Here is a 24,219-nt window from a genome sequence, read left to right as displayed (position 1 = left end):
GCTTTTGGCCGGGATCCACACCAGCCCGGTGGATTCCGGCCAAAAGCACGCCGGAATGACGGGGAAGACCTCGGAGTCCTGGGAGTCCTTCGCTCAGATGCTCGGATCCGCGACCCGCGGCCCCGCGGTCGTCATCGCCGGACCGGAGATCGCGCGGGCCGACGCCCGCGCGGAACTCGCGGCCTTCGCCGCGGCCCTCGACGCCTCGGTGCTCGTCACCCCGGATGCGAAAGACGCCTTCCCGAACGACGATCCGCGCTTCGCCGGAGTCACCGGGATCATGGGCCACCCGCACGTCCCCGGCCTGGTGGCCGAGTCCGCCCTGTGCGTGCTGGCGGGCGCGGCCCTGCCCATGACCGCCCGCGCCGGTTTGGACGATGCGCTGGCGGCGTGCCCGCGCGTGCTGCACCTGGGTGACCAGGAACCCTTTGTCACACCGCATGTCCGGGTTCCCGGGCCGCTGCGCCTCCGCTTGCGGGAACTTGCCCGTCATCCCGGCAGTCTGACCACTCGTCATCCCGGCGTGCTTTTGGCCGGGATCCACACGAGCCGGGGAGATTCCGGCCAAAGGCACGCCGGAATGGCGGAGAGGTTCCCCGAGCTCGTTCCGCCGCCGGCGACCGGTCCGGGCGTGCGATATCGGGACGCTGTCACCGCCATAGCCGCCCGCCTGGACCCCGGCACCGATGTGGTCGCCGATGCCGGGAACACCGGCGCCGCGGTGGTGCACCACCTTCCGGTGCCCGAAGGCGGCCGGTTCCTCATCGCGCTCGGCATGGGCGGGATGGGGTACTCGTTCGGGGCCGGGATCGGATGCGCGCTGGGGCGCGGGCGGCGCACGGTCGTGATCGCCGGGGACGGTTCGTATTTCATGCACGGGCACGAGGTGCACACGGCGATCGAATATCAGGTCCCGGTCACCTTCGTCGTCTTCAACAACAACGCGCACGCCATGTGCGTCACGCGGGAACAGCTGTACTACTCCGGCGACTACACCTACAACCGTTTCGGGCCCGCGCTGCTCGGCGACGGCGTGGCCGCCATGTTCCCGGATCTGCCCGCCTACAGCGCGGCCACCCTCGCGGAATTCGAGACCGCGCTGGACAAGACCCGGATCGAAGCCGGTCCGGCATTCATCGAACTTCGGTGCGATCCCGACGAGATCCCGCCGTTCGCACCATTTCTGAAGGAGCACAACGCATGACCGAATCCGTGCACGCCGCACCCGTCGAGGTCCCGGACGTGGGGGTGCCGGGCGTCTACCGCATCGAGACCCTGGCCATGAAGGAGGGCATGCCGATGGTGCTGGACATGACCCGCGCCGTGTACCCGCACGACGAGATCTTCGGCGAGTACTGCACCGTCAACGAGTACATCGCCGCACCGCCGGACGAGGTGTACGAGTACCTGTCGGACACCCGCAGCCTGTGCGAATGGACCTACAGCATGCGGGGTTTCGAGCGCACCGGGCAGCCGGATCTGTGGGTGTCCGATGACCGGATCGGCTCGCACACCCGCATCTACACGCGCACGGTGGCCAACCCCGGGGCGCGCACGGTGGACTACCACTGCGCCTGGGATCAGGGCGAACACCTGTGGATGATCTACCTGATGCGGGTCGTGGACGCGCAACTGGTGCTCGGCAAGCCGGGATCGGTGGTGCTGTGGACCAACTGCCGCCACCCCTTCTACGACGAGAACGGCTACCCGGACACCGCGCCGCCGGACCGCCCGGTGTGGGTCGGCGACTTCTGGCACCTCTTCGCCGCCGGGCATCTGCTGGAACTGCGCAATCTCAAAGCCATTTGCGAACACCGGCACGCCAACGGCCTGCCCATCAAGCCGGAATGGATGGTCTGACCATGAGCACCGTGAGCCTCATCGACGTCGCCGGGTACCTGCCCGAGAACATCGTCTCCGCAGACTATTTCGCGCAGTACGCGGATCCGGCGGACGTCACCGCCAACACCATGTTCAAGGCCCCCAAGTTCCGTCACCACATCGCGCCGGGGGAGACGCCCGCCGATATGGCCGAGCGGGCCGTCGCTCCCATCCTGGCGCGGCAGGGCCGGGAGGTGCTGGGCGACATCGACATTCTCATCGTGCACACCCAGCTGCCCGAGACCGGCATCGTCGGCAATGGCGGCGAGGTCGCCGCGCGGCTCGGTATCAAACCCGAATGGCTGATCGACCTGCACAATGGCGGCTGCGCGGCCTTCGTGCACGGGATGAAGCTGGCCCGGCAGCTGCTGCTGAGCACCGATGCCAAGGCGGCGCTCATCGTGACCGTGCAGAACGTGGCCGGTCAGGTGTTCACCCAGGAGCAGGTGCGCGGGAAACCGCAGGCCGCCATTCCGGGTGACGGCGCGGGCGCGGGACTGCTGGTGAAATCCGGGGATTCGCCCATTCTCGATATCGAGACCAAGCATCTGCCGGAGTTCGCGGGGCAGATGACCGTCATCGCCGATCCGCCGCGCCGTTACTGGGAGGCCGGCGCGGGCCAGATGCATGTCGGCTTCACCGAATCCAAGATCGCCAAGGTGCTCGGTCGCGGCAATCGCATCGTGCCCGAGGTCGCGCACGCGGTGTGCGGACGGCTGGGCGTCGCCTCCAGCGAGCTCGATCTGCTGGTCACCAATCAGCCCAACCGGGCCTTCCTGCGCAACTGGCGCGATGCGCTGCTGCTGCCGCCGGAACGGCATCCGGACACCTTCGACGAGTGCGGAAACCTGTTCGCCGCGGGCATTCCGGTGACCTTCGACCGCGCGGTGGACGAGGGGCGGGTCCCGGCCGGATCGCTGGTCATGTTCGCCGGTTTCGCGCACGCGGGCGATTTCGCCGCGGCCGCCGCGGTGCGCTGGGGCGGGCGCTGATCATGCGCCGCGCGCTCGCGACGGCCCGGTTCGGCCATCAGCTCCAGCTCAACGAGAACCCGTACGGGCCACCGCCGTCCGTGCGCGCGGCGCTGGCGCATGCCCTGGCCTCGGCGAACCGATATCCGGAGTTCTTGCCGCAGCGGCTGCCCCGGCTCATTGCCGAACGGCTCGGCCTGGCGCCCGACCGGGTGGCGGTGGGAGCCGGGGCGACCGGGGTGATCATGCACATCGTGCAGGAGTTCGGCTCCGCCGGAGCGCATGTCGTCATGGCCACGCCGACCTTCGACGGCTATCCCATCCTGACCGCCATGGCCGGCGGCCATCCGGTCGAGGTGCCGCTCACCGGGGACGGGCGCCAGGATCTGGCGGCCATCGCGCGGGCGGTGGACGAGCGCACCCGGCTGGTGGTGCTGTGCAGTCCGCACAATCCGACCGGAACTCTCATCGCCCCAGCGGAATTGGCGGCCTTCCTGCGGCAGGTGCCCGCCGGGGTGATGGTCGTCCTGGATGAGGCGTATGTGGATTTCGTGGTCGGCGCCGATCGCATCGAGGTGGCGGCGCTGCTCGATCGCCATCCGAATCTGCTGGTGCTGCGCACCTTTTCGAAAGCGTACGGCTTGGCGGCGTTGCGGGCCGGGTACGCCCTCGGCCATCCGGAGCTCATCGCGCGAATCGCCCGGTGGCAGTTGCCCTTCGGCATGAACGCCCTCGCCGAGGTGGCCGTGCGCGCCAGTTACGAGGCCGAACCGGAGATCGCGGCGCGGGTGCGGGTGATCGGCGAGCACCGGCGGCGTCTCACCGCGGGACTGCGCGAGCTGGGCCTGTCGGTCCCCGAGAGCCATGCCAACTTCGCGTATGCGACCCTGCCCGGCCCGGATATCGATCGGGTGGGAACCGCGTTGGCGGGCGCCGACATCCACGTCAAGCACTATCCGACCGGAATCCGCATCACCGTCGGGGACCGGGCGGCCACGGAGGCGGTGCTCGACGCCGTACGCAGTACAGTGCAGTAATGCACGAGAATCCGCCTTCTGGACCCGAGGGACGCCGGGCCGGAGCGGACGAGGAGATCGATTACGCACTGCTGTCCTTGGGCGCGCAGCTGTGTTTCGCGCTGTACTCCACGTCGCGGTCCATGACCGCCGCGTACCGTCCGTTCCTGGACGCCATGCACCTCACCTATCCGCAGTATCTGGTGCTGCTGGCGCTGTGGGAGCGCCCGGGCATCACCATGAAAGAGCTCGGCGAACACGTCCACCTCGACTACGGCACCGTCTCGCCGCTGGTCGGCCGCCTGCAGACGCGCGGCCTGGTGGAGAGCGTGCGCAGCGAGGTGGACGCGCGCGCGGTCATCCTGCGCGCCACCCCCGCCAGCGAGGAACTCCAGCACGCCGCGCAGGACATGATCCGCACCGTGCTCGATCGCGTCGGCATGCCGCTGGAGGATGTCACCGCCCTGCGCGATCGGGTCAAGGCGCTCGGCCTCCGCCTCGACGCGGTCGTGGCCGCCGCCCGCACGCGCTAGCCCGCGCGGGTTCGAGTGGGCGGGCGCACATTCCGCGGACCGCCGCGATGGTCGCACGCCCATTGTGATCCAGGGCGCACCGTCGCAGCATGGTGGCCCGGACCGGAAACCGCCCGGCCCGCCAGCGTGCCCCAGAGAGGTCGTCAGCAGATGGTTTCCACCACCGTTGCTCCCCGCGAATTCGACGTGCCGGTGTCCTACGCACTGGCCGAGGATGCGGCGCTGACCGACGTCGTCGACGATCTCGCCGCGAATTCGCCCGATTTCGTGGCCTTCCGCAAGCCGGTGGACGGCGGCTGGACCGATATCACCGCCGCGCAGTTCGCCGCCGAGGTGCGCGCGCTGGCCAAGGGCATCATCGCCTCGGGCATCGAGGCCGGCGATCGCGTGGCCATCATGGCCGCCACCCGTTACGAGTGGACGCTCATCGACTACGCCATCTGGACCGCCGGCGCGTGCACGGTCGCCATCTACGACTCCTCGGCCACCGAGCAGGCCCGCTGGATCCTCGAGGACTCCGCCACCAAGCTGCTGCTCGTCGAGAACGACCGGCACGTGGCCACCGTCGCGACCATTGCCACTCCCGATCTGCGCGAGACCTTGAGCATCGACGCGCGTGCGGTGGCCGAGCTGGTCGAACGCGGAAGGTCCCTCGGCGACGAGGTGCTGGCCGAGCGCCGCGCCCGGGTGCGCGCCGCCTCCCCGGCCACTCTCATCTACACCTCCGGCACCACCGGCCGCCCCAAGGGCGTGGTGCTCACGCACGCGAATCTGCTCTCCGAGTCCGCCTCCGGCAAGATCGCGCTGCGCCATCTGATGAAGGAGGGGCAGTCCACCCTCATGTTCCTGCCGCTCGCGCACGTTTTCGCGCGCGCCATCGCGGTGGGCGCCCTGGGTGCGAAGGTCACCGTCGCGCACACCGCCGACTGGACCACGCTGACCGACCAGTTCGCCGCGTTCCGGCCGCATTTCATGCTGGCCGTGCCGCGCGTGTTCGAGAAGGTCTTCAATGCCGCGAAGCAGAAGGCTCACGATGCCGGCAAGGGCCGCATCTTCGATCTCGCCGCCGATACCGCCATCGCCTGGAGCGAGGCCCAGCAGTCCGGCGGCCCGGGCCTGGGACTGCGCGTCAAGCACGCCGTCTTCGACAAGCTGGTCTACTCGAAACTCCGTGCGGCCCTGGGCGGTCGCTGCGAGGGCGCGGTCTCCGGCGGCGGTCCGCTCGGCGCGCGGCTCGGGCACTTCTTCCGCGGCGTGGGCATTCCGGTCTTCGAGGGTTACGGCCTCACCGAGACCAGCGCCGCCATCACCGTGAACACCGCCACCCACATGCGCGTCGGCACCGTGGGCCTGCCCATCGAGGGCAATGCCGTGCGCATCGCCGAGGACGGCGAGGTCCTGCTCAAGGGCAATGTGGTCTTCAACGGGTATTGGAAGAACGACGCCGCCACCGCGGAAGCCCTGTCCGACGGCTGGTTCCACACCGGCGACCTGGGCGCGCTGGACTCCGATGGGTTCCTGTCCATCACCGGTCGCAAGAAGGAGATCATCGTCACCGCCGCGGGCAAGAACGTCTCCCCGGCCCCGATGGAGGACTCGCTGCGCGCGCACCCGCTGATCAGCCAGTGCATGGTGGTCGGCGACAACAAGCCGTTCGTGGCGGTGCTCATCACCCTCGATCCGGAAACCCTGCCCGGCTGGAAGCAGCGCAACGGGGTGGCCGCGGAGACCGCCATCGACGCGCTGATCGATCACCCGGCCCTGCTGGCCGAAATCAATGCCGCCGTGGCCGATACCAATGCCAAGGTCTCGAAGGCGGAGTCCATCAAGAAGATTCGCATCCTCACCACCGACTGGACCCAGGAGACCGGGGAACTCACCCCGAAGATGTCGCTCAAGCGCGCCGTCGTGCTGGAGAAGTACGCCGCCGAGGTCGGCGCCCTCTACGCCTGACCCGCACTTCCGCCGCCGAAGATCCGGTGCGCCTCCAGCGCCAGCTGGATCTCGGTGGCCGAGCGGGGCGAGGTGAGGCGGCGGCCGGTGAGCGTCGCGACCCGATTGAGGCGCAGGCGCACCGTATTGCGGTGGCAGAACTGGGCCGCCGCGATGGCGGACACCTCGCCGTCGTGCGTGAACCAGGCGCGCAGGGTGTCCAGCAGGGTGTCGCGATCGTGTGCGGGCAGGGCCAGCACCGGGCCCAGCACCGTGCGCGACAGCGCGGTGGCGACCTCGGGGGACCCGGCCAGTAGCACCGGCAGCAGCGCGTCGTCGTAGCGGAGGACCTCGCGAGAGCCGGGCTGAGTTGCGGCGCAGGCCAATTCGGACTGCCGCAGCGCGGTCGGCGCTTCGGTCAGGGTGGGGAACGGCGAGCTGATGCCGACCCGCCCGATGGCGCGCTCGGAGAGGATGGCCAGCAGCCGCTGTTCGGTGAATCGCGGTGTGAGAACCACGATTCCGACCTGCCCGAGCGCCCGGACCCGCCACGCCGAGGAAACGCCGAGCACCGAGAGGGCCTTGGCGATGCCCGGAAGGGCTTCCGCGGCTTCGGCATCGGTGGCCGCCACGACCGCGTAGGTGCCCTGCGGCGGGAGCCCCAGGGTGCGGGCGCATTCCCAGAGGCGGGCCCCTTCGACCTGCCCGGTGAGCAGCGCGTCCAGCGCGGCGTCGTGGGCGCGCGCATCGCGGCGCAGCTGTTCGGCCACGGCCTCCTGATAGCCGGCGGTCAGGGCCTGGGAGTAGTCGTCGACCAGCTGCCAGACCTCGGCGGCGGCGGTGAGCAGGGCCCGGTTGTCATCGGGATCGTCGCGGGTCTCCGCCAGCAGCTCGTCCCAGACCACGCCGGAGCCGATGCGATAGGCGCGCAGCACCGCGGGCAGCGGCACCCCGATCTCGGCGCGGCGGTAACCGGTGTCGCGGGGCGTCGAGGTGTGCACGCCGGGTTTCCCGGCGAGAAAGCCGAGCACGGCGGAGAGATTGGCCTTGTTGGACCGGCGCAGCTCCTCCCGCTCCACCAGGCGCAGTTCGCCGTAGACGGGCTCGACCTGCTCGATTTCGGTGACCACCCGGTCCACCACCTCGTCGAGCCGGTCGAGGAGGGCGGTGCAGGCGCGGACCATGAAGGCGCCGGTCCGGGGGTATTCCATGGTCCGATGATCACATATCGGCTGTTGACGGCCCGCCAAGGTAGGTGTAACCATGAGGTACATCTAAATTGCTCTGGAGAGGCCCTGACAATGACGTCAGCACCCGTGAAGACCGATCCCGTCGTCGCGCTGGCTCGGCAGTACGCCGAGAAGCTGCTCCTGCTGTCGCAGGGATCGGTGGACAAACACTTCGATCCTTTCACCGATATCGATTGGGACAACCCCGATTTCGAGGTCGCCGCCGATGATCCGCGCTGGATCCTGCCGAAATCCGGCGATATGTTCGGCCGCCATCCCTGGTACCTCGCCCTGCCCGACCGGCGCAAGATCGAGATCGGACTGTGGCGGCAGGCCAATATCGCCAAGGTGGGCCTGCAGTTCGAGACGCTGCTCATCGGCGGCATGGTGCAGCACACCTTCAAGCTGCCCAATGGCTCGCCGGAGTTCCGGTACTGCACCCACGAGGTCATCGAGGAGTGCAATCACACCCTGATGTTCCAGGAGATGGTGAACCGCATCGGCAAGGATGTGCCGGGCATGGGGCCGATCCTCAAGCGCCTCACCTATGTGGTGCCGCCGCTGGCCGCGCTGTTCCCGAATCTGTTCTTCATGGCCGTGCTGTCGGGCGAGGAGCCGATCGACCACATTCAGAAGGCCATTCTGCGCGCCGGCGAAGAGGTGCATCCGATCATGCGCGGCGTCATGGCGATTCACATCGCCGAGGAGGCGCGGCACATCTCCTTCGCGCACGAGTTCCTGGAACATCATGTGCCGGAGTCGAATCCGCTGAACAAGTTCGTGCTCTCGCTGGCCTTCCCGATCGTCATGTGGATCGGCGGGCGGGCCATCATCGTGCCGCCGCGGGCCTTCTTCCGGGAGTTCGGCATCCCGGCGGCCGTGCGCCGGGAGGTCTTCTTCGGGCTGCCCGATTCCAAGGAGACCTTCGCCGGGTACTTCGGCGACGTGCGGGCGCTGGCCCAGCGGATCGGGCTGATGAATCCGGTGGCCAAGCGGGTGTGGAAGGTGCTCGGCATCGACGGCCCGGTCACGCGGTATCGCTCCGAGCCGGAACGGACGGGACGCGTCCGGGCCGCATAGCCGGTCAAGTAGACGTAACCTGAAATAACATGTAATACTCGGTGCGGCCGGACGCAGGTGTCCGGCCGCGACCAGACGAAGCGAGTTTCCTCAATGACGCGGCATGTCGACGTACTGATCATCGGCGCGGGCCTGTCCGGTATCGGCATGGCCTGCCACCTCACCCGGGAGCGGACCGGGCGCAGCTACCTGATCCTGGAGCGGCGCACCGCCATCGGCGGAACCTGGGATCTGTTCAAATATCCGGGCATTCGCTCCGACTCCGATATGTACACCTTCGGCTTCGGCTTCCGCCCCTGGCACGGCACCAAGGTGCTGGCCGACGGACCGCACATCCGGCAGTACATCGAGGACACCGCCGCGGAGTACGGCGTCACCGACCACATTCGCTTCGGCCGCAAGATGACTCGCGCGAGCTGGTCCAGCGAGCGGGGGCTGTGGACCGTCGAGGCCGTCGACGAGCGCACCGGCAAGACCGAGACCTACACCAGCGACTTCGTGGTCGGCTGCACCGGTTACTACGACTACGACAACGGCTACCGCCCGCAGTTCCCCGGCGAGGAGAACTTCCGCGGGCGCATCGTGCACCCGCAGCACTGGCCGGAGGATCTCGACTACACCGGCAAGCAGGTCGTCGTGATCGGCAGCGGCGCAACCGCTATCACGCTGATCCCGGCCATGAGCAAGGACGCCGCGCACGTCACCATGCTGCAGCGCTCGCCCACCTACATTGCCGCGCTGCCCGCCGACGATCCGGTCGCGGTCGGCCTGAAGCTGGCGAAAGTGCCCGCCGCCCTGGCCTACAAGGCCGGCCGCGCCCGCAATATCGCCCTGCAGCGGGCCAGCTACCAGCTCTCGCGCACCAATCCCAAACTGTCGCGCAAGCTCATGCTGGCGGCGGTGCGGGCCCAGATCGGCTCGGGCATCGACATGCGGCACTTCACCCCGAGCTACGACCCGTGGGATCAGCGGCTGTGCGTGGTGCCCAATGGCGACCTGTTCCGGGTGCTGCGCAGCGGCAAGGCGTCCATCGCGACCGATCACATCGACACCTTCACCGAGCACGGCATCCGCCTGCGCTCGGGCGAGGAGCTCGAGGCCGACATCGTCATCAGCGCGACCGGCCTGACCGTGCAGATGCTCGGCGGCGCGGACCTCGAAATAGACGGTGCAGTGCAGCGGACCCGGGAACTGGTGGCCTACAAGGGCGCGCTGCTCGGCAATGTCCCCAACTTCATGGTGGTGCTCGGCTACACCAACGCCTCCTGGACGCTGAAGGCCGATCTGGCCGCCGAATACTTCTGCCGCCTGCTCAATCACATGCGCGACAACGGATACACCGAGGTCGTCGCGGTGCCCGAGCCGGGCGACAAGTCCGAGGCGTCGCTCATGGGCGGCGCGCTGACCTCCGGCTACATCCAGCGCGGTGACGGCGTCATGCCCCGGCAGGGCACGCGCGGCCCGTGGATGGTCATCAACAACTACTTCCGCGATCGTGCGCTGCTGCGCAAGGGCGCGCTGGAGGACGGCATCCTGCGATTCGGCCGCGGTGCGCGCCGGGCCGCCCCGGAACCGGCCGAAACCCGGTCCGCCTGAAGCGCTTCCAAGATCATGCCAGTTTCCGGCTTGCTGGACCTTTCGGACCGGGTCCAGGGCTCGGAGGATGGGGTGATGACGATTGCGCCGACTCCAGTTCAGTTTCCGGCCGTCGCTCGGGAGATGTTCGCGCCCGCGGTGACCTATCTCAATACGGCCAGCTACGGATTGCTGCCGAAGCCCGGCGCCGCCGCCCTTGCGGAGGCCGCGGAGCGGCAGGGCCGGGGTGAGCTCGACATCCTGGTCGACGATCTGGTCCACGAGTGCCGGGTCGCATTCGGCGAGCTGACCGGATTCCAGGCGCGCCAGGTCGCCACCGGCGCGCAGGTCTCGCAACTGGTCGGGCTGGTGGCGCAGAGCCTGCCCGCGGGCGCGACCGTGGTCGTGCCCGAGAACGAATTCACCTCGGTGATCTGGCCTTTCCTGGTGCGGTCCGACCTGACCGTCCGCACGGTGCCGCTGGCGGAGCTGGCGGCGGCGGTGCGCCCCGGCGTCGATCTGGTGGCCGCCGCGGTGGCGCAGTCGGCCGACGGCGGCCTGGTGGACATGCCGGCCGTGGTGGCCGCGGCGCGCGCGTGCGGTGCGAAGGTGCTGTTCGATCTCAGCCAGGCGGCCGGCTGGCTGCCGGTGCGCGATACCGGCGCGGACTGGGTGGTCAGCGTCGGCCACAAGTGGCTGCTGGGCCCGAAGGGCATGTCCTTCCTGGCCGGGACCGATGCGGCGCTGGACACGCTGCGCCCGCTGGCCGCGGGTTGGTACTCCGGCTACACCCCGTTGGAGACCTGCTACGGCGCGCCGCTGCGGCAGGCCGAGGATGCCCGGCGCTTCGATCTGTCGCCGGTGTGGTCCGTCCTGACCGCGCAGCGGATCGGCCTGGATCTGGTGCGGTCCATCGGGATCGAGGAGATCCAGCGGCACGATGTGGCGCTGGCGCAGCGGTTGCAGGCGGGACTCGGGCTGCCGCTCGGGAACTCGGCCATCGTGTCGGTCGAGGTGGCGCCCGGCACCATGGAACGGCTGCGGGCCGCGCGGGTCGCCGGGTCGGTGCGCGATGGCCGGCTGCGGCTGGCCTGCCATCTCTACAACACCGAGGCGGATATCGACCGGGCGCTGGAAGTGCTGACCGCGTAGCGGTTTCGGGCGGGCGGGGCCGCCGGGTCAGACGGGCTGGAATCCGGCGCCGACGCCCTTGCTCGCGTTCACGACCGAGCGGACCGCGTCGAACGATACGGCGATGACCGGCGTGTGCAGCGGGTTGTTGCCGTCGGTGCAGCTGAAGCGCAGCACCCGGGTGTCATTGATCAGCGGGCCGGAGACCATGCCCACCAGCCGATCGCCCACCGTCAGCGGCCCGCCGGAATCGCCGTAGCCCGAACACGCCTGATCGATGAAACCGTAAGGGCTGGAAGCCCAGACCAGCCCGCAGGCGCGTCCGCTGGTGCGGCCGTTCTGGCAGACCACATTCCCGGCGGGCGGGGGTTCGCCGATGCCGGTGATGGTGGTGCCGCCCACCGTGCGCAGCGGCACGACCGCGCCGGCGTCGAATTCGATGACCGCGTAATCGAGTTGGGCGTCGGAGCTCACCACGACGCCCACCACCCCCGCGTCCGGGAACTGCTCACCGGAGACCGGCGTGCCCGCCTCGGCGCAGTGCCCGGCGGTGAACCCGACCAGGCGGCCCGCCCGGTCGTAGCCGATGGTTGTCAGACTGCATGTGGCGCCGCCCCCGAACACGATGCCGGATCCGCCCCCGAGCGCCGCCGGCGGACCGGCCTGAGCCGGTGCGGCCGGGAGAAGCCCGACCGTGGCGGCGACCACGGCGGGCAACGCCCACCGGGTGAATACGAGCATCTGGAACCGTCCGTCCGTCTCGTCCTGGAGTTTGCGTCCAGTTTGCCAGCCCTGCGGCCGGGCCTGCATCCGGTTCATTGTTCGTAGTGCAGGCTACCCAGGACTGGTGGATCGAATCGGCCGGTCGGCGTAGTCGTGGATCCGGTCCCGCGACGGTACCGCTACTCCCCTCCCGGTAGCGGTACCTCGCGGGCAGGTCATCCGGTCGGGCTGACGATCAGCAGGACGACCGTCACCGTGCAGGTCGCCGCCGTGATCGAGGCCATGGCCCAGCGGGAGATGTGCCGGCTCCCGGTCCGGATATTGGTGAGGCTCGAGGCCCGGAACTCGCCGCCGCGACGGGAGTACCCCTCGGCGAAGGCCGGATCGCCGCGCCGCAGATCATGCCCGTACCAGGGCAGGAAGTGCAGGCTCCAGGGCGTGCCCGCGTCATCGGTGAGGTCGAGCCGCAGGCCGGTGCGGGACCGGACGGGCGCCAGCCGGCCGGCGATGCGCGCGATTGGCGTCGAGCCCGAACGCGCCGCCGTGTGCACGCAGACGGCGGCGGTCAGCACCGCGCCCAGCGTCGCCGCCATGACCGTGCGCGGCAGCGGCGGAATGGCCTCGAGCACCAGCAGGAAGGTGGCGAGCACGAACCAGAACGGTTGCAGCACCCGCATTTCCATCGGGCTCGGGTCCGTGGTCACGGTGCCGACCAGACTGGACCGGCGGCGCAGATATCGGGGTGTGGCATCGGCGTACATGGTGGCCCCCGGCGTCGAGGGTCAGGGGCGGACCGGCGCGCTCGCGCCGCGCCGGTGCGACCGGAAATGGGCGTAGCCGGGGCCGTGCCCGCCGCGGTGCAGATCGCGCTGCGCCACTCGAACCGACAGGCGCACAACCACTTCCCGCAGCGAGATGCCCAGCTCGGCGGCGTGCACCGCGGCCATGGCCAGGGCCTGTTCGCTGTCGGCCGGCTCGGGATCGCTCAGGATTTCGTCGAGGGCCATACCGCTGATGGCCTGGTCGCGGGTGAGTTCGCGCTCCGACAGCCAGCTCAGAATCCAGACGTCGGTGGAATCGATGGCGCACACGGCGATTTCGGGAGTCAGGTCACTGGAGATCGACCAGGGCGTGATGGTGAGGGCCATGGGGTGCGAACACCTCCTGCTTCAGAAGGGCCTGTGCCATCAATGCTAGGGCACGACATTGATGACTGAAAGCGAGTATTTGTGTCTTGCAAAGCCATTGAAAGTCGCCGTGTGCTCGGAAAGTATCAGTGAAGATACTCAGTATCGTGAATGTGCTTGTATATACGCAGATTGGCTCAGAATTTCGGCCCAAGAGGCGAGTGTCAAGCTCTTGGCAAACGTCCAGGAGGGATCAAGATCCTTGTCTTGTAACGCCGTTCGGGGTCCGATCCGAACCAATCGGAAAACACTCTCTAGTTATGTGGCACGTTTGACACCTCATGCTTAGGATGGGTCCCGCATGACACGTTCTGGGCGCAGAGATGCAGATGGATGGGAGACGCAGCATGTCCCGCTCGGCCTCGGACGGTGAGCAGGTCGGCAAGCTGGTGCGCCGGCTCCGCGAGGAGCGCCGCCTCACACAACAGGCACTGGCCGACCAGACCGGCTGCTCGCGCAGTCTGATCCAGCAGATCGAAAACGGTACTCGGGTACCACCTCTCGCGCTCCGGGAGCGACTCAGTTCGGTGCTCGGTGAGCGGCTGCCCACCGCCGGCACCGAAACCGACGCCGATCTCGCGGGCAGTGAACTGCGGATGCGCTTCAGCATTCTGCTCGGCAAGGATCCGGCCGCGGTCGAACGCGTGCTGACCATCGCGGAGAGCATCGTCAATGCCAATGCGGCGCGCGCGGAGGTCGCGCCGCTGCGCTTCATCGCCGAACGCCAGCTGGAGCGCGCCGAGGAGGTGCTGACCCAGATTCCCTCGGGCAGCGCCACGGTGTGGGAATGGAACACCATCAATGACTGGCTGGCCGTATTGGGCCGGGCCCAGCAGGCCATCTGCGCCATTCACACCGCCGACCTGGGCACCATCAGCGGCGACGTGGGCGATGAGTACCACGCCGAAATTCTCCGGCTGGCCGGTGCCGGGGTGTGGGTGCGGCGGTTGTATGTTCTGGACGATATCGCCGACGTCGAGTCCTATGAGGACAAGCTCTGGCAACAGGTGCGCGCGGGTGTGGAAACGGTACTGGTCAATCGTCGTTTCGCGAGCAACGCGCAAAGCATGTTGATCGTCGATGAGAACTATGTGGCAACCGGCGAATACGATTACGCCCGCCGGGAACGGGTCGCGACCCGTTTCTCCGCACTGAAGCACGATATTCAGTTCGCACAGACCAGGTTCAACAAACTCTACGATCTCAGGAGCGTCGGAATGGCCCTCGTGGTCAACGACATCGCCGCCCTGCCGCAGCTGGCCGCGTTCCAGCGGCTCGGCCAGGACGACTGTCGCAACCTGTTCCGCACCGCGCTGCGGCAGGCTTGGAACGACGAGGGTGAGCCGCCCGTCGAAGGCGATCACCCGTGACCGAATCCCAGGCACAGCTGTGCCCGGACCCGGTGCGCATGACGACCCGCTCCGATGAGCGCAAGAAGGCCGCCCGCGCATACCTCGGCCCGGACCCCCGGTTTCCGGGCCTGGCGAGTCCCGCCTATCGCGGCGTCATCGACGCCTATCACGGCGAGGCCGGGGTGCCGATGGACGAGCCCGCCGCCGCCGCGCTGAATGCCGCGTGGGCGGAGCTCATGACGCGGACGCAGCCGGAGGAGTACCTCGACGGCGCGCTGTACGACAAGAAGCAGCCGGTGGTGCTCCGAAAGCTGGCCGCGGAGCAGCTGTTCCAGCGCTTGTCGGCGCCCGCGCCGGGGCTGTCCGGGGTGCGGATCGACCTGTCCGAGGTCATCGTGTGCCCGTATTCGAGCACCGTTCTGCTGGAGGAGGCGGTCGCGACCATCGCCCGCCCCGGCGGGGTGCTGGTGTGCCCGGAGGGGTACTACAAGAGCGCCAGCGTGCATGTGGCCAAATACGAGCTGCGGATGGTCGCCAGCGCGGCGACGCCGGACGCGCAGTTCAAGATAGATCCGCGGGCGCTGGCCGCCACCCTGGAACATCATGCGCGCCAAGGGGATCTGTGCGGCGTGCTGCTCACCCTGCCCGGCAATCCGGTGGTTGCACGGTACTCCGTCGAGGAGCTGATCGAGATCGGCCGGGTGCTGATCGCGGCGCGGGTGCCGGTCATCTGCGATATGTCCTTCGATCTGCTGGTGGACGACCACATTCCGATCGCCGCCGTCACCGTGCCCACCGCGGACGGCCCGGTTCGGCTCTACGATCACGTGCTGACGATCACCGGTAATTCCAAGGCGTACAACGCGTTCGGGCCTTGCAAGCTGGGCGCGGCCTGCACCGGCGACAAGGCGTGGCTGGCGCGGGTGCGCAACCGCCTGCAGGTCGCCTGCCAGCGCGAGACCACGCACCTGGTGCGGGCGACCATCGAGCACACCACCGAGGAGTATCTGGTGCGCAACCGTCGCGCCATGCGCGCCCAGATCGACCGCGCCTGCGGGCTGCTCGAGGGCATCAATACCCGCGCCGGCGCGGAACTGCTACGCCCGCTGGGCGCCAGGCAGGGCATGTTCCTCACCGTGGAATTCGAGGCGGCGCTGCTGGCCGCCGCCGGGGTGCGCACCAGCTCCGAGCTGGAGGACCTGCTGCTCACGGTGGCCGGAATCGATTGCGTCGCACTGGATCGCACCGGATCGCCGCGCCCGGCCGTGCGCCTCAATGTGGTGGCCCCGCGCTTCGGCCCCGGCCGCGAGGACCCGGAGCTGATCGGCGAGCTCTTCGACCGCCTCGCCTGCCTGGTGCTGCGCATGCGCGACGGTCTGCGCTATCGAGATGCCCTGCTGGAGAGGCGGATTCCCGAGATGGCGGCGGCCTCGTGATCGTCGGGGCGGTGCGCGAGACCGCGGCGGGCGAACAGCGCGTCGCGCTGACGCCCGATGACGTGGCGCGGCTGTCGGATCGGGGCGCGGAGGTCGTGGTGGAGCGCGGCGCGGGCGCCCGCGCCGACTTCGGCGATGCCGACTACTCCGCCGCCGGAGCCGATCTGGTGCCCGGCCCCGAGCTGGTCTTCGGCCGCTCCGATGTGGTCGCCTGGGTGAAACCGCCGGCCTACGACCTGGATTCGATGCCGCTGCGGCCCGGCCAGGTGCTGATCGGCTTCCAGGACCCGGTGCAGCGCGGCGACCGCATAGCCGCGCTGCGCGCGCGGGGCGTGGAATCGATTGCCTTCGAGCGCATGTCGTATGACGCGCGGGCGGCGCAGCCGGATCCGCTGTCGGCCATGAGCCGTATCGCCGGCGGGGTCGCCTATCGGGAAGGGCGCGCCCTCCTACCCGAGCGGGTCCGCTCGCGCCGGGTGCGGGTGCTCGTACTCGGTTGCGGCCAAGCCGGACTCGCGGCCATTGCCGAGGCGCGGACCCGGGGCGACGAATCGCCGGTCGCCGTCGCCCATCGGGAGGAGCACCGGGTGACGGCCATGGCCCGCGGCGCCCGGCGCTGCCTGGTGAATCCGAGCCCGGCGGCGATCACCGATCTGATCGTCGACATGGATCCGGAACTGATCATCTGCGCCGCCGGACAGCGTGGCACGCACGCGCCGCGGCTGCTCGATCACGCGGCCCTCGCGGCCCTGACCGCGGGCGCGGTGGTGGTGGACCTGACCGCCAAGGCCGGCGGCAACAGCGTGGCCACCGTGGTGAACTCCACCGTGCACCTGGACAATGGCGTGCTCGTCACGCACCGGTCGAACTACCCGTCGGCGGTGCCGCATGCGGCCAGTCGCGCCTATGGGGCCGCGACCGCCGCCGCCATCGGGGAACTACCGCCGCTGCGGACCGGATTGGACTGGTCGGGCTTGCGGAATTGACACGGTAGGTCCTTAGTCTGGCGCAGGAAGTCATGATCGGAGCGGTCGCCGCGTCCTACTGTTTGAAATGCCCGGTCTGACCGGGATATCGGATACGAGGTCCGGTGGATGGCGCCTCCGCACCAGCCACCGGGCCGCCGGTCTCGGTTGAAAAAAGATCGCCGGAGATTCGCTGCATTCCCGGACCGGGGTGGTTCGATGTCCTGGTGGACCAGCGCACGGATCTTCGAGGCGCCATTGGCGGCCTCCTCCCAGAGCTGACCGAACTGCTGGAGCAGTTCGTCGCCATCCCGTCTATCGCCTTCCCGGACTATCCCGAGGAGAATGTGCGGCGCGCGCACGACCTGGTAGCCGAGGAATTGCGCAAATCGGGTGTCAGCGACCTACAGGTCTTGAACCTGCCCGATACCTCGCCCGTCGTGTACGGGCGGATTCCGGCCCCGCCGGGCGCGCCGACGGTACTGCTCTACGGGCATTACGACGTGCAACCCTCCGGCGACGAAAGCCTCTGGCATACACCGCCGTTCACGCCGACCCTGAAGGACGGGGCGATGTACGGGCGCGGGGCCGCCGACTGCAAGGCCAATGTGGTGGCGCACATCGGCGCGCTGCGGGCCTTCGGCGGGAAGCCGCCGGTCGGCGTCACCATCGTCATCGAGGGCCAGGAGGAATACGGGTCGGCCTTCGACGACTACCCGGCCGAGCAGCCCGAGCTGTTCCGGGCCGACGCGCTGCTCATCTGCGATGCCGGCAATATCCGGGCGGGCACGCCCACCCTGGTGACCGCCCTGCGCGGCGTGGCCGATGTCTTCGTCGAGGTGCGCACGCTCGCCGCGCCGGTGCACTCGGGCCAGTTCGGCGGCGCCGCACCCGATGCCCTGCTGGCGCTCATGGCCGCGCTGACCACCCTGCACGACGAGAACGGCAATGTGGCCGTCGCGGGCCTGCGCCGCGACACCTGGACCGGGGCCGACTACACCGAGGCCGAATTCGCCGAGATCACCGGCATGGCACCGGGAATGCCCCTGCTCGGCACCGGTCCCATCGGCGAACGCATCTGGTACGGCCCCGCCATCACCGTCATCGGATTGGATGCCCCGCCGACGAAAACCGCTGCCTCCGCGGTGGTTCCGTATGCCCGCGCGTACCTGAACGTGCGCGTGCATCCGGAACAGGATCCGGCCGAGGGGCAACGGGCCGTCATCGAGCACCTGCGCAAGGTGAAGCCCTACGGCATCGAGCTCACCGTGACCGGTGGTGATGTGGGCGCCGGATTTGCCGCGGCCACGAACGGTCCCGCCTATGCGGCGATGCGCGAGGCCATGGGCAAGGCGTGGGGCGCCGAGGTGGTCGATTCGGCCATGGGCGGGTCCATTCCGCTGACCAACTCGATGGCCGCCGCCAATCCGGGGGCCGAGGTGCTCATGCTCGGCGTCGAGGATTCCCAGTGCAATATGCACGGCTTCAACGAGCGAGTCCTGTTGAGCGAGTTGGGCAATGTGGCGCTCGCGGAGGCCGAATTCTTCCAACTCTTCGCGGACAGGATGCGCAAGTGAGCAATGCGACGGCGGTAGCGGAGCCGGCGCCGGCCCGGCACGAGAAGCAGCGCTCGTTCCCCTCCACCTACACCATTCTCGCGGGCGTCAGCCTGGCGGTGTGGCTGGCGGCCTTCCTCATTCCGGCCGGTGCGTACAACCTCGACGATCAGGGGCGTCCCATCGCGGGGTCCTATCACCGCATCGAGAACACCAAGAGCTTCGTCGAACGGCTGCGGGATCTGTTCCTCGCGCCGATCAACGGCCTCTACGGCGTGCAGGACGCGCAGACCGGGCAGGTCGGCCCGGATATGTCCGGTGAGTTGTACGGTGCGGCAGCGGTTTTCCTGTTCGTGCTGGCGGTGGGCGCGTTCATCACCGTGGCCTTCGCCACCGGGGCTCTGGACGCCGGCATCGGCAGGCTGGCGTACAAGCTGCGCGCCAAGGCTTTTCTGCTCATCGTCGGCATCATGGTGGTCTTCGCCATCGCGGGCACGGTGGAGGGCTTCGCGGAGGAGACCCTCGGGTTCTACGCGCTGCTGGTGCCGCTCACCCTCGCCCTCGGCTACGACCGCATGACCGCGGTGGGCGCCATCATCTGCGGCGCCGGCATCGGCGTGCTGTGCTCGACGGTCAACCCGTTCGCCACCGGCACCGCCACCTCCGCGGCCGAAATCCCCATTGGCGACGGCATTGTGCTGCGCGTCGCCATGTTCGTGGTGCTGACGGCCGTCACCGTCGGCTATGTGCTCTGGTACGCGCGCCGGGTGAAGAACGATCCGGACAAGTCCTGGTCGGGCTGGCTGCCCGGGGACCGGGACGTGAAAGCCGAAGAGCACGAACCGGATCCGATGACCCGGCGGCAGATCGCGGTGCTCTGGCTGGTGGCGCTCACCTTCGCGTTCATGATCTTCTCGATTATTCCGTGGGCCTCGGTCATCGCCGGGCCGGACGCGAAATCCTATCCCTGGCAGCTGGATTGGTTCTTCCCGGAGCTGACCGCGCTGTTCCTGGTGGGCGCGGTGGTGATCGGCCTGGTCGGCGGCCTCGGCGAGGGCAAGATGTCGGAGTCGGTGGGCAAGGGCTTCGGCGACTTCGTGGGCGCGGGCATCGTGATCGTGCTCGCGCGCGGCGTCACAGTCATCATGAACAACACCCAGATCACCGCCACGGTGCTGCACGCCCTGGAAGGCGTGGTCACCGGAACGTCCTCGGCGCTGTTCGCGGTCGGGATCTTTCTGGTGAACGTGCCGCTCGCCTTCCTCATCCCGTCCACCTCCGGGCATGCCACGCTGGCCATGCCGATCATGGCTCCGCTGGCCGACTTCGCCAATGTGCCACGGTCATTGGTGGTGACGGCCTGGCAGTCGGCGTCCGGCTGGGCCAACCTGGTCACGCCGACCACCGCCGTCGTCACCGGTGGCATCGCCCTGGCAAAGGTGCGCTACGACCGGTACGTCAAATTCGTCGCACCGCTCATGGCAATCCTGTTCGTCCTGATCTGCGTCTTCCTGGCCGTGGCGGCCTGGCTCGGCTGAGCCTCAGGACAGCTGCACAATGCTCATGACAGCTGCACGACGGCCGTGGCCCGCCCGAAGATCTTGCGGCCGTTGTGCAGTGCGGTGAGCGCGACGGTCGCGGTGTGCGCATCGGGATCGACGGACTTGACCCGGCCGCTGAATTCGACGCTGCTGGGCCGATCGTCGGCCACATAGACCGGGCTGGTCATGCGCACGCTGTACTGCCGCAGCGCACCGGGATCGCCCAGCCACGAGGTGATGAACCCCGCCCCATAGGCCATGGTGAGCATGCCGTGTGCGACCACCCCGCGCTCCAGTCCGAACAGGCGGGCGGCGTCGATATGCCAGTGAATGGGATTCGGGTCCTCGGCCACCCCGGCGTAGTGCACCAGATCGCCGAGCGCCACGCTGACCGTGCGACCGGGTAGCTCGTCCCCGGCCGCCACCGAATCCAGCGTGCGCGCATGCGTGCTCCAGTGCGCGCCGACGGCGGGCCGCCAGGTGGAGAGCTCGATCAGCCGTTCCCGCGGCGGCTGCGGGCCGCTGCGTACGATGCCGGCCAGCAGCGCGGTGGTTCCGGTGTCCGCGGCCACCTGCCCGGAGCGGGCGATGAGGCTGGTGCGCGTGGTGACCACGGCCTCGTCGAGCTGATTGGTCACCGCGATCTCGATGACCAGCAGATCGCCGCCGAAGGCCTGCCGGAAGGAATGCAGCGACAGATTGGCGGTGAGCCGGTCGCCCACCACGATCGGGCGGTGGAATTCGTAGACCTGATCGGTCTGCACCGAGGCGGTGAGGTCGTAGCCGGCGAGGATCTCGGTGAGCGCGCGCCGGGCCATACCGCCGAGCAGGCAGGTGAAGGTGGGCGAGGCGGTGGTGGCCGCGTAGCCGAAGTCCTTGGCGGCCTGATCGTTCCAATGGATCGGATGGAAATCCTGGACCGCCCCCGCGTACTCCCGGACCTTCTCCCGGCCGACCTCGTAGAAGTCGTCCACCCGATAGCGCCGGCCGACCACCGAGCGCGCATGGGCCGCCGGATCGAATGGCGTTTCGAAGCTGGTATCGATGCTGCGCACGTGTCCGTCCCCTCGTTCAGGCTTCAGGGTGTCTGCCGGCCGTCCCAATTTGAAGCGGCTGCTTGGTTATCGGGATCGATCGCCGAACCGTATCCGTGTGAGGCCCCTTCCGGGGCGGAAATCCGGTTGGTCATAGCTCTGCTCTATGGGTGCATCGACCCGAGGCCGCTACCGGACAGCAACCGGTAGGCGAAAAGTAAGGGGTGACCGAATTCCCGAGGAAACCAGGACACCATGTACACCTTGCTCTTCGCACTCATTCTGCTGTGTGTGCTGGCGGTGGTCCGCGACTGGCCGCGCCGGTACTCCATGTCGCTGTGCTCGGCGACCCTCGCCCTGTCCGTGCTGGCCTTCCTGCCGCACGTCATCGACCATCAGTTCAGCCTCGGCCTGTAAGCCGACCATCCAGGAGAAAGCTCCCATGACCACCTTCGCGATTCCCGCCACCGAGACCGGCCGCGGTACCACCGAGCCCGCCGCCACCGGCCTGTCGCATCGGCTCGGTCTGTGGTTCGCGCACCTCTATGTGATCGGCATGTGCGCCACCCTGGCCGGCGCCTACACCTTCCAGTTCGGCCTCTGGGAGTATCCCTGCCCGATGTGCCTGATGCAACGAATGTTCTTCCTGCTCAGCGCCATCGGACCGGTCTGGATCATCGTCCGCTCCCGCACCGGGACGGTCACCACCCGGGAATTCGCCACCGGTTGGGGCTGGGCGGTGCTCGCCGCCATACTCGGCAGCTTCGTCTCGCTCGCCCAGGTCCTCATGCACATCGCACCCGATGATCCGGGCTATGCCGGAGCCCTGTTCGGATTGCATCTCTACACCTGGGCTTTCGTCACCTTCGTCGCCGCCGTGATCGCCGCGGGCATCATGCTCTTCCTGACCCAGTTCACCGAACCCGGTGCGGTGGCCGCCACCTCCAAGGCGCTGGCCCGGGCCGCCAGAGTCACCCCCGCCATCCTGATCGCCTTCGCCGCCACCAATCTGATCGCCTGCTTCTTCCTGCAGGGCCTGCACTGGAAGATGACCGGCGACCCCACCGGCTACCAGTTCTTCACCGACCTCGGTTGGTGAACCTCCGGCAAAACACCGCCCGCCGCACCGGAATCCGGTGCGGCGGGCGACCGGTTGTTTCAGCGCAGGGCCGGCAGCACCTCGCGCTCGAAGAGCTCGATGCCGGAGGTGTCGTACGCGGCCTCGGGGAAGTTGAAGATCGAGTAGGACAGGCCGAGATCGCGGACGCGTCCGATCCGTTCGGCGATCTGCTCGGGGGTGCCGACGGCGGCGGAGGTGCGGAACATGGAGTCGACCCAGCCCTTGGCCGTATCCGCGCCGGCGACGGGGGCGAGGCGGTCGGCCAGGGCGGCGAGGCGGTCTTCCACCTCGGCCTCGGTGGCGCCGACGACCGCGTTGAAGTTGGCGCTGCGGGTGATGGCGTCGAAGTCGGTGCCCACCTCGGCGCAGTGACCGCGCAGCAGCTCGGACTTGCGGGCGAACTCCTCGGGCTCGGCCGAGAAGTTGGTGTACTGCGCGTATTTGGCCGCGATGCGCAGGGTCACCTTCTCGCCGCCGCCCGCCACCCAGATCGGAATGCCGCCCTCCTGCAACGGAAGCGGGCGCACAATGGCCCCGTTGACCTGGTAGTGCTTGCCGTCGAGGGTGGCCGAACCGGTGGTCCAGGCCTGCTTGAAGATCTGCACGCCCTCGTCCAGCCGGGCCAGGCGCTCACCGGCGGGCGGGAATCCGTAACCGTAGGCGCGCCATTCGTGCTCGTACCAGCCGGCGCCGATGCCCATCTCGACGCGGCCGCCGGAGATGAGATCGACCGTGGCGGCGACCTTGGCGAGGTAGGCCGGATTGCGGTAGCTGATGGCGGTGCACATCTGGCCGAGCCGCACCCGCGAGGTGGTGGCGGCGAAGGCCGACATGAGCGTCCACGCCTCGTGGGTGGCCTCCTCGGTCGGCACCGGCACGGTGTGGAAGTGGTCGTACACCCAGAGCGACTCCCAGGCGTCGTTGTCGTCGGCGCGCTGGGCGAGACCGCGCATCACGTCCCACTGTGCGGCTGGGTCGATCCCGACGAGATCGAGCCGCCAGCCCTGCGGGATGAAAATGCCGAATCGCACGAGTTTTCTCCTGTCGTCCGTGTCTCCCGAGCTTGTGGCTCAGGGGGTATCGGTGGTCGGGGTGGGTAGGTCGGTGGGGGAGAGCACTTTCCGCAGCGCGGACGCCACGGTGTCGAGTTCTCCGCTGTCGAGTCTGCCCCCGAAGCGGCGTTCGATGCCCGCCAAATAGTGCGGAGCGGCCGCGCGGAAGCGGCGTCGGCCCTCCTCGGTAATGCTCACAAAGGCGGAGCGCCCGTCGTCAGGGTTGGATTCACGCCGAACCAAACCCTGCGCCTCCAGTTCGGTGACCAGCCGGCTCACTCGGGTGCGGCTGAGCACCACCCGCTCGCCCAGATCGCTCATGCGCAGCCGTTGCGGCCCATCGAGTTCCAGCAGGACGTCGTACCAGCTCAGCGGCAGCCCGGTGGCGCGGCGCAGGTCGGCGTCGAGTTCGGGGACCAGCCTGGCGTGCACCTGGAGCAGGGCGGCCCAGGCGCCGACGGCGGGATGGGATCGGTTCGGCACGCCTCGATCATAGCCACTTGCGTGCGCGCGCACATACTTGATAGCGTGCGCACGCACATAAATTCGTGCCAGGAAAGGAAATCCCATGACCGCGTTGATCACTCGCGACGAACTGGCCAAGGAAATCGAGGCCGGATCGGTCATCGTGCTCGATGCCCTCGGCGGCGAGTACTACGCCAAGCAGCATCTGCCCGGCGCGCTCGCCCTGGTCGAGGCCGAGGTGGAAGCCCGGGCGTCCGAACTGCTTCCGGACAAGGCCGCGGCCGTCGTCACCTACTGCAGCAATGCGGCGTGCCCGAACAGCCAGAATGTGGCCACCAAGCTGGAGCGGCTCGGCTACACCAATGTCCGCAAATACCGTGACGGCATCGAGGATTGGGCCGGGGCGGGGTTGCCGCTGGAGAACTGATTCATTGTCCCAG

General features: G+C 68.6%; 24 protein-coding genes. 17 read left to right on the top strand and 7 right to left on the bottom strand.

The genetic code is table 11. The features are described from left to right. The 6 genes from ACFVIV_RS31755 to ACFVIV_RS31730 form a co-directional block, all read left to right on the top strand. Positions 1 to 1,204, top strand: a 1,204-nt coding sequence (locus tag ACFVIV_RS31755) for a thiamine pyrophosphate-dependent enzyme (RefSeq protein ID WP_379202710.1), incomplete at its 5' end; no start/stop codon positions are given. Beyond that, complete coding sequence (locus tag ACFVIV_RS31750; RefSeq protein ID WP_379202708.1) at positions 1,201 to 1,860, top strand: SRPBCC family protein; 660 nt, start codon at positions 1,201 to 1,203, stop codon at positions 1,858 to 1,860. The genes ACFVIV_RS31755 and ACFVIV_RS31750, both read left to right, overlap by 4 nt. 2 nt (positions 1,861 to 1,862) lie before the next feature. Then, entirely contained in the window at positions 1,863 to 2,873 is a 1,011-nt protein-coding gene (locus ACFVIV_RS31745; protein WP_379202706.1) for a 3-oxoacyl-ACP synthase III family protein, read from the top strand. A 2-nt stretch (positions 2,874 to 2,875) separates the two neighbouring features. After that, positions 2,876 to 3,889 (top strand): pyridoxal phosphate-dependent aminotransferase, encoded by a 1,014-nt coding sequence (locus ACFVIV_RS31740; protein ID WP_379202704.1) that lies wholly within the window; start codon positions 2,876 to 2,878, stop codon positions 3,887 to 3,889. Positions 3,890 to 4,011: 122 nt separating this feature from the next. After that, positions 4,012 to 4,401 carry a MarR family winged helix-turn-helix transcriptional regulator gene (locus tag ACFVIV_RS31735; protein ID WP_379202718.1) on the top strand — a complete coding sequence of 130 codons (390 nt, stop codon included), beginning with the start codon at positions 4,012 to 4,014 and terminating at the stop codon, positions 4,399 to 4,401. Positions 4,402 to 4,551: 150 nt separating this feature from the next. Further along, entirely contained in the window at positions 4,552 to 6,354 is a 1,803-nt protein-coding gene (locus ACFVIV_RS31730; protein WP_379202702.1) for an AMP-dependent synthetase/ligase, read from the top strand. Here the strand turns inward: ACFVIV_RS31730 and ACFVIV_RS31725 are convergent. After that, a complete protein-coding gene (locus ACFVIV_RS31725; RefSeq protein WP_379202700.1) occupies positions 6,345 to 7,544 on the bottom strand; it encodes a PucR family transcriptional regulator in 1,200 nt (399 codons plus the stop codon). The two genes, ACFVIV_RS31730 and ACFVIV_RS31725, sit on opposite strands and share 10 nt — an antisense overlap. Positions 7,545 to 7,628: 84 nt before the next feature. Here ACFVIV_RS31725 and ACFVIV_RS31720 point away from each other — a divergent pair, with 84 nt between their 5' ends. The 3 genes from ACFVIV_RS31720 (at position 7,629) to ACFVIV_RS31710 (ending at position 11,369) form a co-directional block, all read left to right on the top strand. Further along, positions 7,629 to 8,642, top strand: a complete 1,014-nt coding sequence (locus tag ACFVIV_RS31720) for a diiron oxygenase (RefSeq protein WP_379202716.1) — start codon at positions 7,629 to 7,631, stop codon at positions 8,640 to 8,642. 93 nt (positions 8,643 to 8,735) lie between these two features. Further along, positions 8,736 to 10,238, top strand: a complete 1,503-nt coding sequence (locus tag ACFVIV_RS31715) for a flavin-containing monooxygenase (protein ID WP_379202698.1) — start codon at positions 8,736 to 8,738, stop codon at positions 10,236 to 10,238. 75 nt (positions 10,239 to 10,313) lie between these two features. Continuing rightward, the gene (locus ACFVIV_RS31710; RefSeq protein WP_379202696.1) at positions 10,314 to 11,369 is read left to right on the top strand and encodes an aminotransferase class V-fold PLP-dependent enzyme; all 1,056 of its coding nucleotides are present in this window, start codon (positions 10,314 to 10,316) and stop codon (positions 11,367 to 11,369) included. Between the two features lie 27 nt (positions 11,370 to 11,396). Here the strand turns inward: ACFVIV_RS31710 and ACFVIV_RS31705 are convergent, their stop codons facing one another. From ACFVIV_RS31705 to ACFVIV_RS31695, 3 genes are all read right to left on the bottom strand, one after another. Beyond that, positions 11,397 to 12,167, bottom strand: coding sequence for a hypothetical protein (locus ACFVIV_RS31705; RefSeq protein WP_379202694.1), 771 nt, complete (start codon positions 12,165 to 12,167; stop codon positions 11,397 to 11,399). Between the two features lie 119 nt (positions 12,168 to 12,286). Next, entirely contained in the window at positions 12,287 to 12,832 is a 546-nt protein-coding gene (locus tag ACFVIV_RS31700; protein WP_379202692.1) for a hypothetical protein, read from the bottom strand. Between the two features lie 21 nt (positions 12,833 to 12,853). Beyond that, positions 12,854 to 13,219 (bottom strand): hypothetical protein, encoded by a 366-nt coding sequence (locus ACFVIV_RS31695; protein WP_379202690.1) that lies wholly within the window; start codon positions 13,217 to 13,219, stop codon positions 12,854 to 12,856. A gap of 386 nt (positions 13,220 to 13,605) precedes the next feature. On the opposite strand from ACFVIV_RS31695, the gene ACFVIV_RS31690 reads away from it, so the two are divergent. From ACFVIV_RS31690 to ACFVIV_RS31670, 5 genes are all read left to right on the top strand, one after another. After that, positions 13,606 to 14,628 carry a multiprotein-bridging factor 1 family protein gene (locus ACFVIV_RS31690; RefSeq protein ID WP_379202688.1) on the top strand — a complete coding sequence of 341 codons (1,023 nt, stop codon included), beginning with the start codon at positions 13,606 to 13,608 and terminating at the stop codon, positions 14,626 to 14,628. Further along, the gene (locus tag ACFVIV_RS31685) at positions 14,625 to 16,046 is read left to right on the top strand and encodes an aminotransferase class I/II-fold pyridoxal phosphate-dependent enzyme (protein WP_379202686.1); all 1,422 of its coding nucleotides are present in this window, start codon (positions 14,625 to 14,627) and stop codon (positions 16,044 to 16,046) included. The genes ACFVIV_RS31690 and ACFVIV_RS31685 overlap by 4 nt, the downstream gene beginning before the upstream one ends. Positions 16,047 to 16,057: 11 nt before the next feature. Continuing rightward, positions 16,058 to 17,032 carry a hypothetical protein gene (locus tag ACFVIV_RS31680; protein ID WP_379202684.1) on the top strand — a complete coding sequence of 325 codons (975 nt, stop codon included), beginning with the start codon at positions 16,058 to 16,060 and terminating at the stop codon, positions 17,030 to 17,032. Between the two features lie 206 nt (positions 17,033 to 17,238). Further along, on the top strand, positions 17,239 to 18,588 hold the full coding sequence (locus ACFVIV_RS31675) for a M20/M25/M40 family metallo-hydrolase (RefSeq protein ID WP_379202682.1): 1,350 nt from the start codon (positions 17,239 to 17,241) through the stop codon (positions 18,586 to 18,588). Then, positions 18,585 to 20,105 carry a YfcC family protein gene (locus ACFVIV_RS31670; protein WP_379202680.1) on the top strand — a complete coding sequence of 507 codons (1,521 nt, stop codon included), beginning with the start codon at positions 18,585 to 18,587 and terminating at the stop codon, positions 20,103 to 20,105. Before ACFVIV_RS31675 ends, ACFVIV_RS31670 begins: the two co-directional genes overlap by 4 nt. A 23-nt stretch (positions 20,106 to 20,128) precedes the next feature. On the opposite strand, the gene ACFVIV_RS31665 is transcribed toward ACFVIV_RS31670, so the two are convergent. Further along, positions 20,129 to 21,163, bottom strand: a complete 1,035-nt coding sequence (locus ACFVIV_RS31665; RefSeq protein ID WP_379202679.1) for a fused (3R)-hydroxyacyl-ACP dehydratase subunits HadA/HadB — start codon at positions 21,161 to 21,163, stop codon at positions 20,129 to 20,131. Between the two features lie 234 nt (positions 21,164 to 21,397). Between ACFVIV_RS31665 and ACFVIV_RS31660 the strand changes: the two genes are divergently transcribed. Both ACFVIV_RS31660 and ACFVIV_RS31655 read left to right on the top strand, forming a co-directional pair. Then, positions 21,398 to 21,559, top strand: a complete 162-nt coding sequence (locus ACFVIV_RS31660; RefSeq protein ID WP_379202677.1) for a hypothetical protein — start codon at positions 21,398 to 21,400, stop codon at positions 21,557 to 21,559. A 25-nt stretch (positions 21,560 to 21,584) separates the two neighbouring features. Continuing rightward, positions 21,585 to 22,241, top strand: a complete 657-nt coding sequence (locus tag ACFVIV_RS31655; protein ID WP_379202675.1) for a disulfide bond formation protein B — start codon at positions 21,585 to 21,587, stop codon at positions 22,239 to 22,241. A 59-nt stretch (positions 22,242 to 22,300) separates the two neighbouring features. On the opposite strand, the gene ACFVIV_RS31650 is transcribed toward ACFVIV_RS31655, so the two are convergent. Together ACFVIV_RS31650 and ACFVIV_RS31645 are read right to left on the bottom strand one after the other, a co-directional pair. Beyond that, positions 22,301 to 23,293, bottom strand: a complete 993-nt coding sequence (locus ACFVIV_RS31650; RefSeq protein ID WP_379202673.1) for an LLM class F420-dependent oxidoreductase — start codon at positions 23,291 to 23,293, stop codon at positions 22,301 to 22,303. Positions 23,294 to 23,332: 39 nt separating this feature from the next. Next, entirely contained in the window at positions 23,333 to 23,797 is a 465-nt protein-coding gene (locus tag ACFVIV_RS31645) for a MarR family winged helix-turn-helix transcriptional regulator (RefSeq protein WP_379202671.1), read from the bottom strand. A gap of 85 nt (positions 23,798 to 23,882) precedes the next feature. On the opposite strand from ACFVIV_RS31645, the gene ACFVIV_RS31640 reads away from it, so the two are divergent. Next, a complete protein-coding gene (locus ACFVIV_RS31640) occupies positions 23,883 to 24,206 on the top strand; it encodes a rhodanese-like domain-containing protein (protein WP_379202669.1) in 324 nt (107 codons plus the stop codon). Positions 24,207 to 24,219 lie beyond the last annotated feature (13 nt).

The sequence above is a fragment of the Nocardia sp. NPDC127526 genome, assembly GCF_042672265.1.
Classification (GTDB): Bacteria; Actinomycetota; Actinomycetes; order Mycobacteriales; family Mycobacteriaceae; genus Nocardia.
Note: the sequence above shows the minus strand (reverse complement) of the source record. Positions and strands in the feature narration are given on the sequence as shown.

Bases quoted from the DNA above. Each gene is read 5' to 3' on its own strand.
- ACFVIV_RS31710 (WP_379202696.1), top strand. From the start codon at position 10,314: ATGACGATTGCGCCGACTCCAGTTCAGTTTCCGGCCGTCGCTCGGGAG.
- ACFVIV_RS31690 (WP_379202688.1), top strand. From the start codon at position 13,606: ATGTCCCGCTCGGCCTCGGACGGTGAGCAGGTCGGCAAGCTGGTGCGC.
- ACFVIV_RS31730 (WP_379202702.1), top strand. From the start codon at position 4,552: ATGGTTTCCACCACCGTTGCTCCCCGCGAATTCGACGTGCCGGTGTCC.
- ACFVIV_RS31655 (WP_379202675.1), top strand. From the start codon at position 21,585: ATGACCACCTTCGCGATTCCCGCCACCGAGACCGGCCGCGGTACCACC.
- ACFVIV_RS31640 (WP_379202669.1), top strand. From the start codon at position 23,883: ATGACCGCGTTGATCACTCGCGACGAACTGGCCAAGGAAATCGAGGCC.
- ACFVIV_RS31745 (WP_379202706.1), top strand. From the start codon at position 1,863: ATGAGCACCGTGAGCCTCATCGACGTCGCCGGGTACCTGCCCGAGAAC.
- ACFVIV_RS31695 (WP_379202690.1), bottom strand. From the start codon at position 13,219: ATGGCCCTCACCATCACGCCCTGGTCGATCTCCAGTGACCTGACTCCC.
- ACFVIV_RS31750 (WP_379202708.1), top strand. From the start codon at position 1,201: ATGACCGAATCCGTGCACGCCGCACCCGTCGAGGTCCCGGACGTGGGG.
- ACFVIV_RS31740 (WP_379202704.1), top strand. From the start codon at position 2,876: ATGCGCCGCGCGCTCGCGACGGCCCGGTTCGGCCATCAGCTCCAGCTC.
- ACFVIV_RS31660 (WP_379202677.1), top strand. From the start codon at position 21,398: ATGTACACCTTGCTCTTCGCACTCATTCTGCTGTGTGTGCTGGCGGTG.
- ACFVIV_RS31705 (WP_379202694.1), bottom strand. From the start codon at position 12,167: ATGAACCGGATGCAGGCCCGGCCGCAGGGCTGGCAAACTGGACGCAAA.
- ACFVIV_RS31735 (WP_379202718.1), top strand. From the start codon at position 4,012: ATGACCGCCGCGTACCGTCCGTTCCTGGACGCCATGCACCTCACCTAT.
- ACFVIV_RS31700 (WP_379202692.1), bottom strand. From the start codon at position 12,832: ATGTACGCCGATGCCACACCCCGATATCTGCGCCGCCGGTCCAGTCTG.
- ACFVIV_RS31725 (WP_379202700.1), bottom strand. From the start codon at position 7,544: ATGGAATACCCCCGGACCGGCGCCTTCATGGTCCGCGCCTGCACCGCC.
- ACFVIV_RS31715 (WP_379202698.1), top strand. From the start codon at position 8,736: ATGACGCGGCATGTCGACGTACTGATCATCGGCGCGGGCCTGTCCGGT.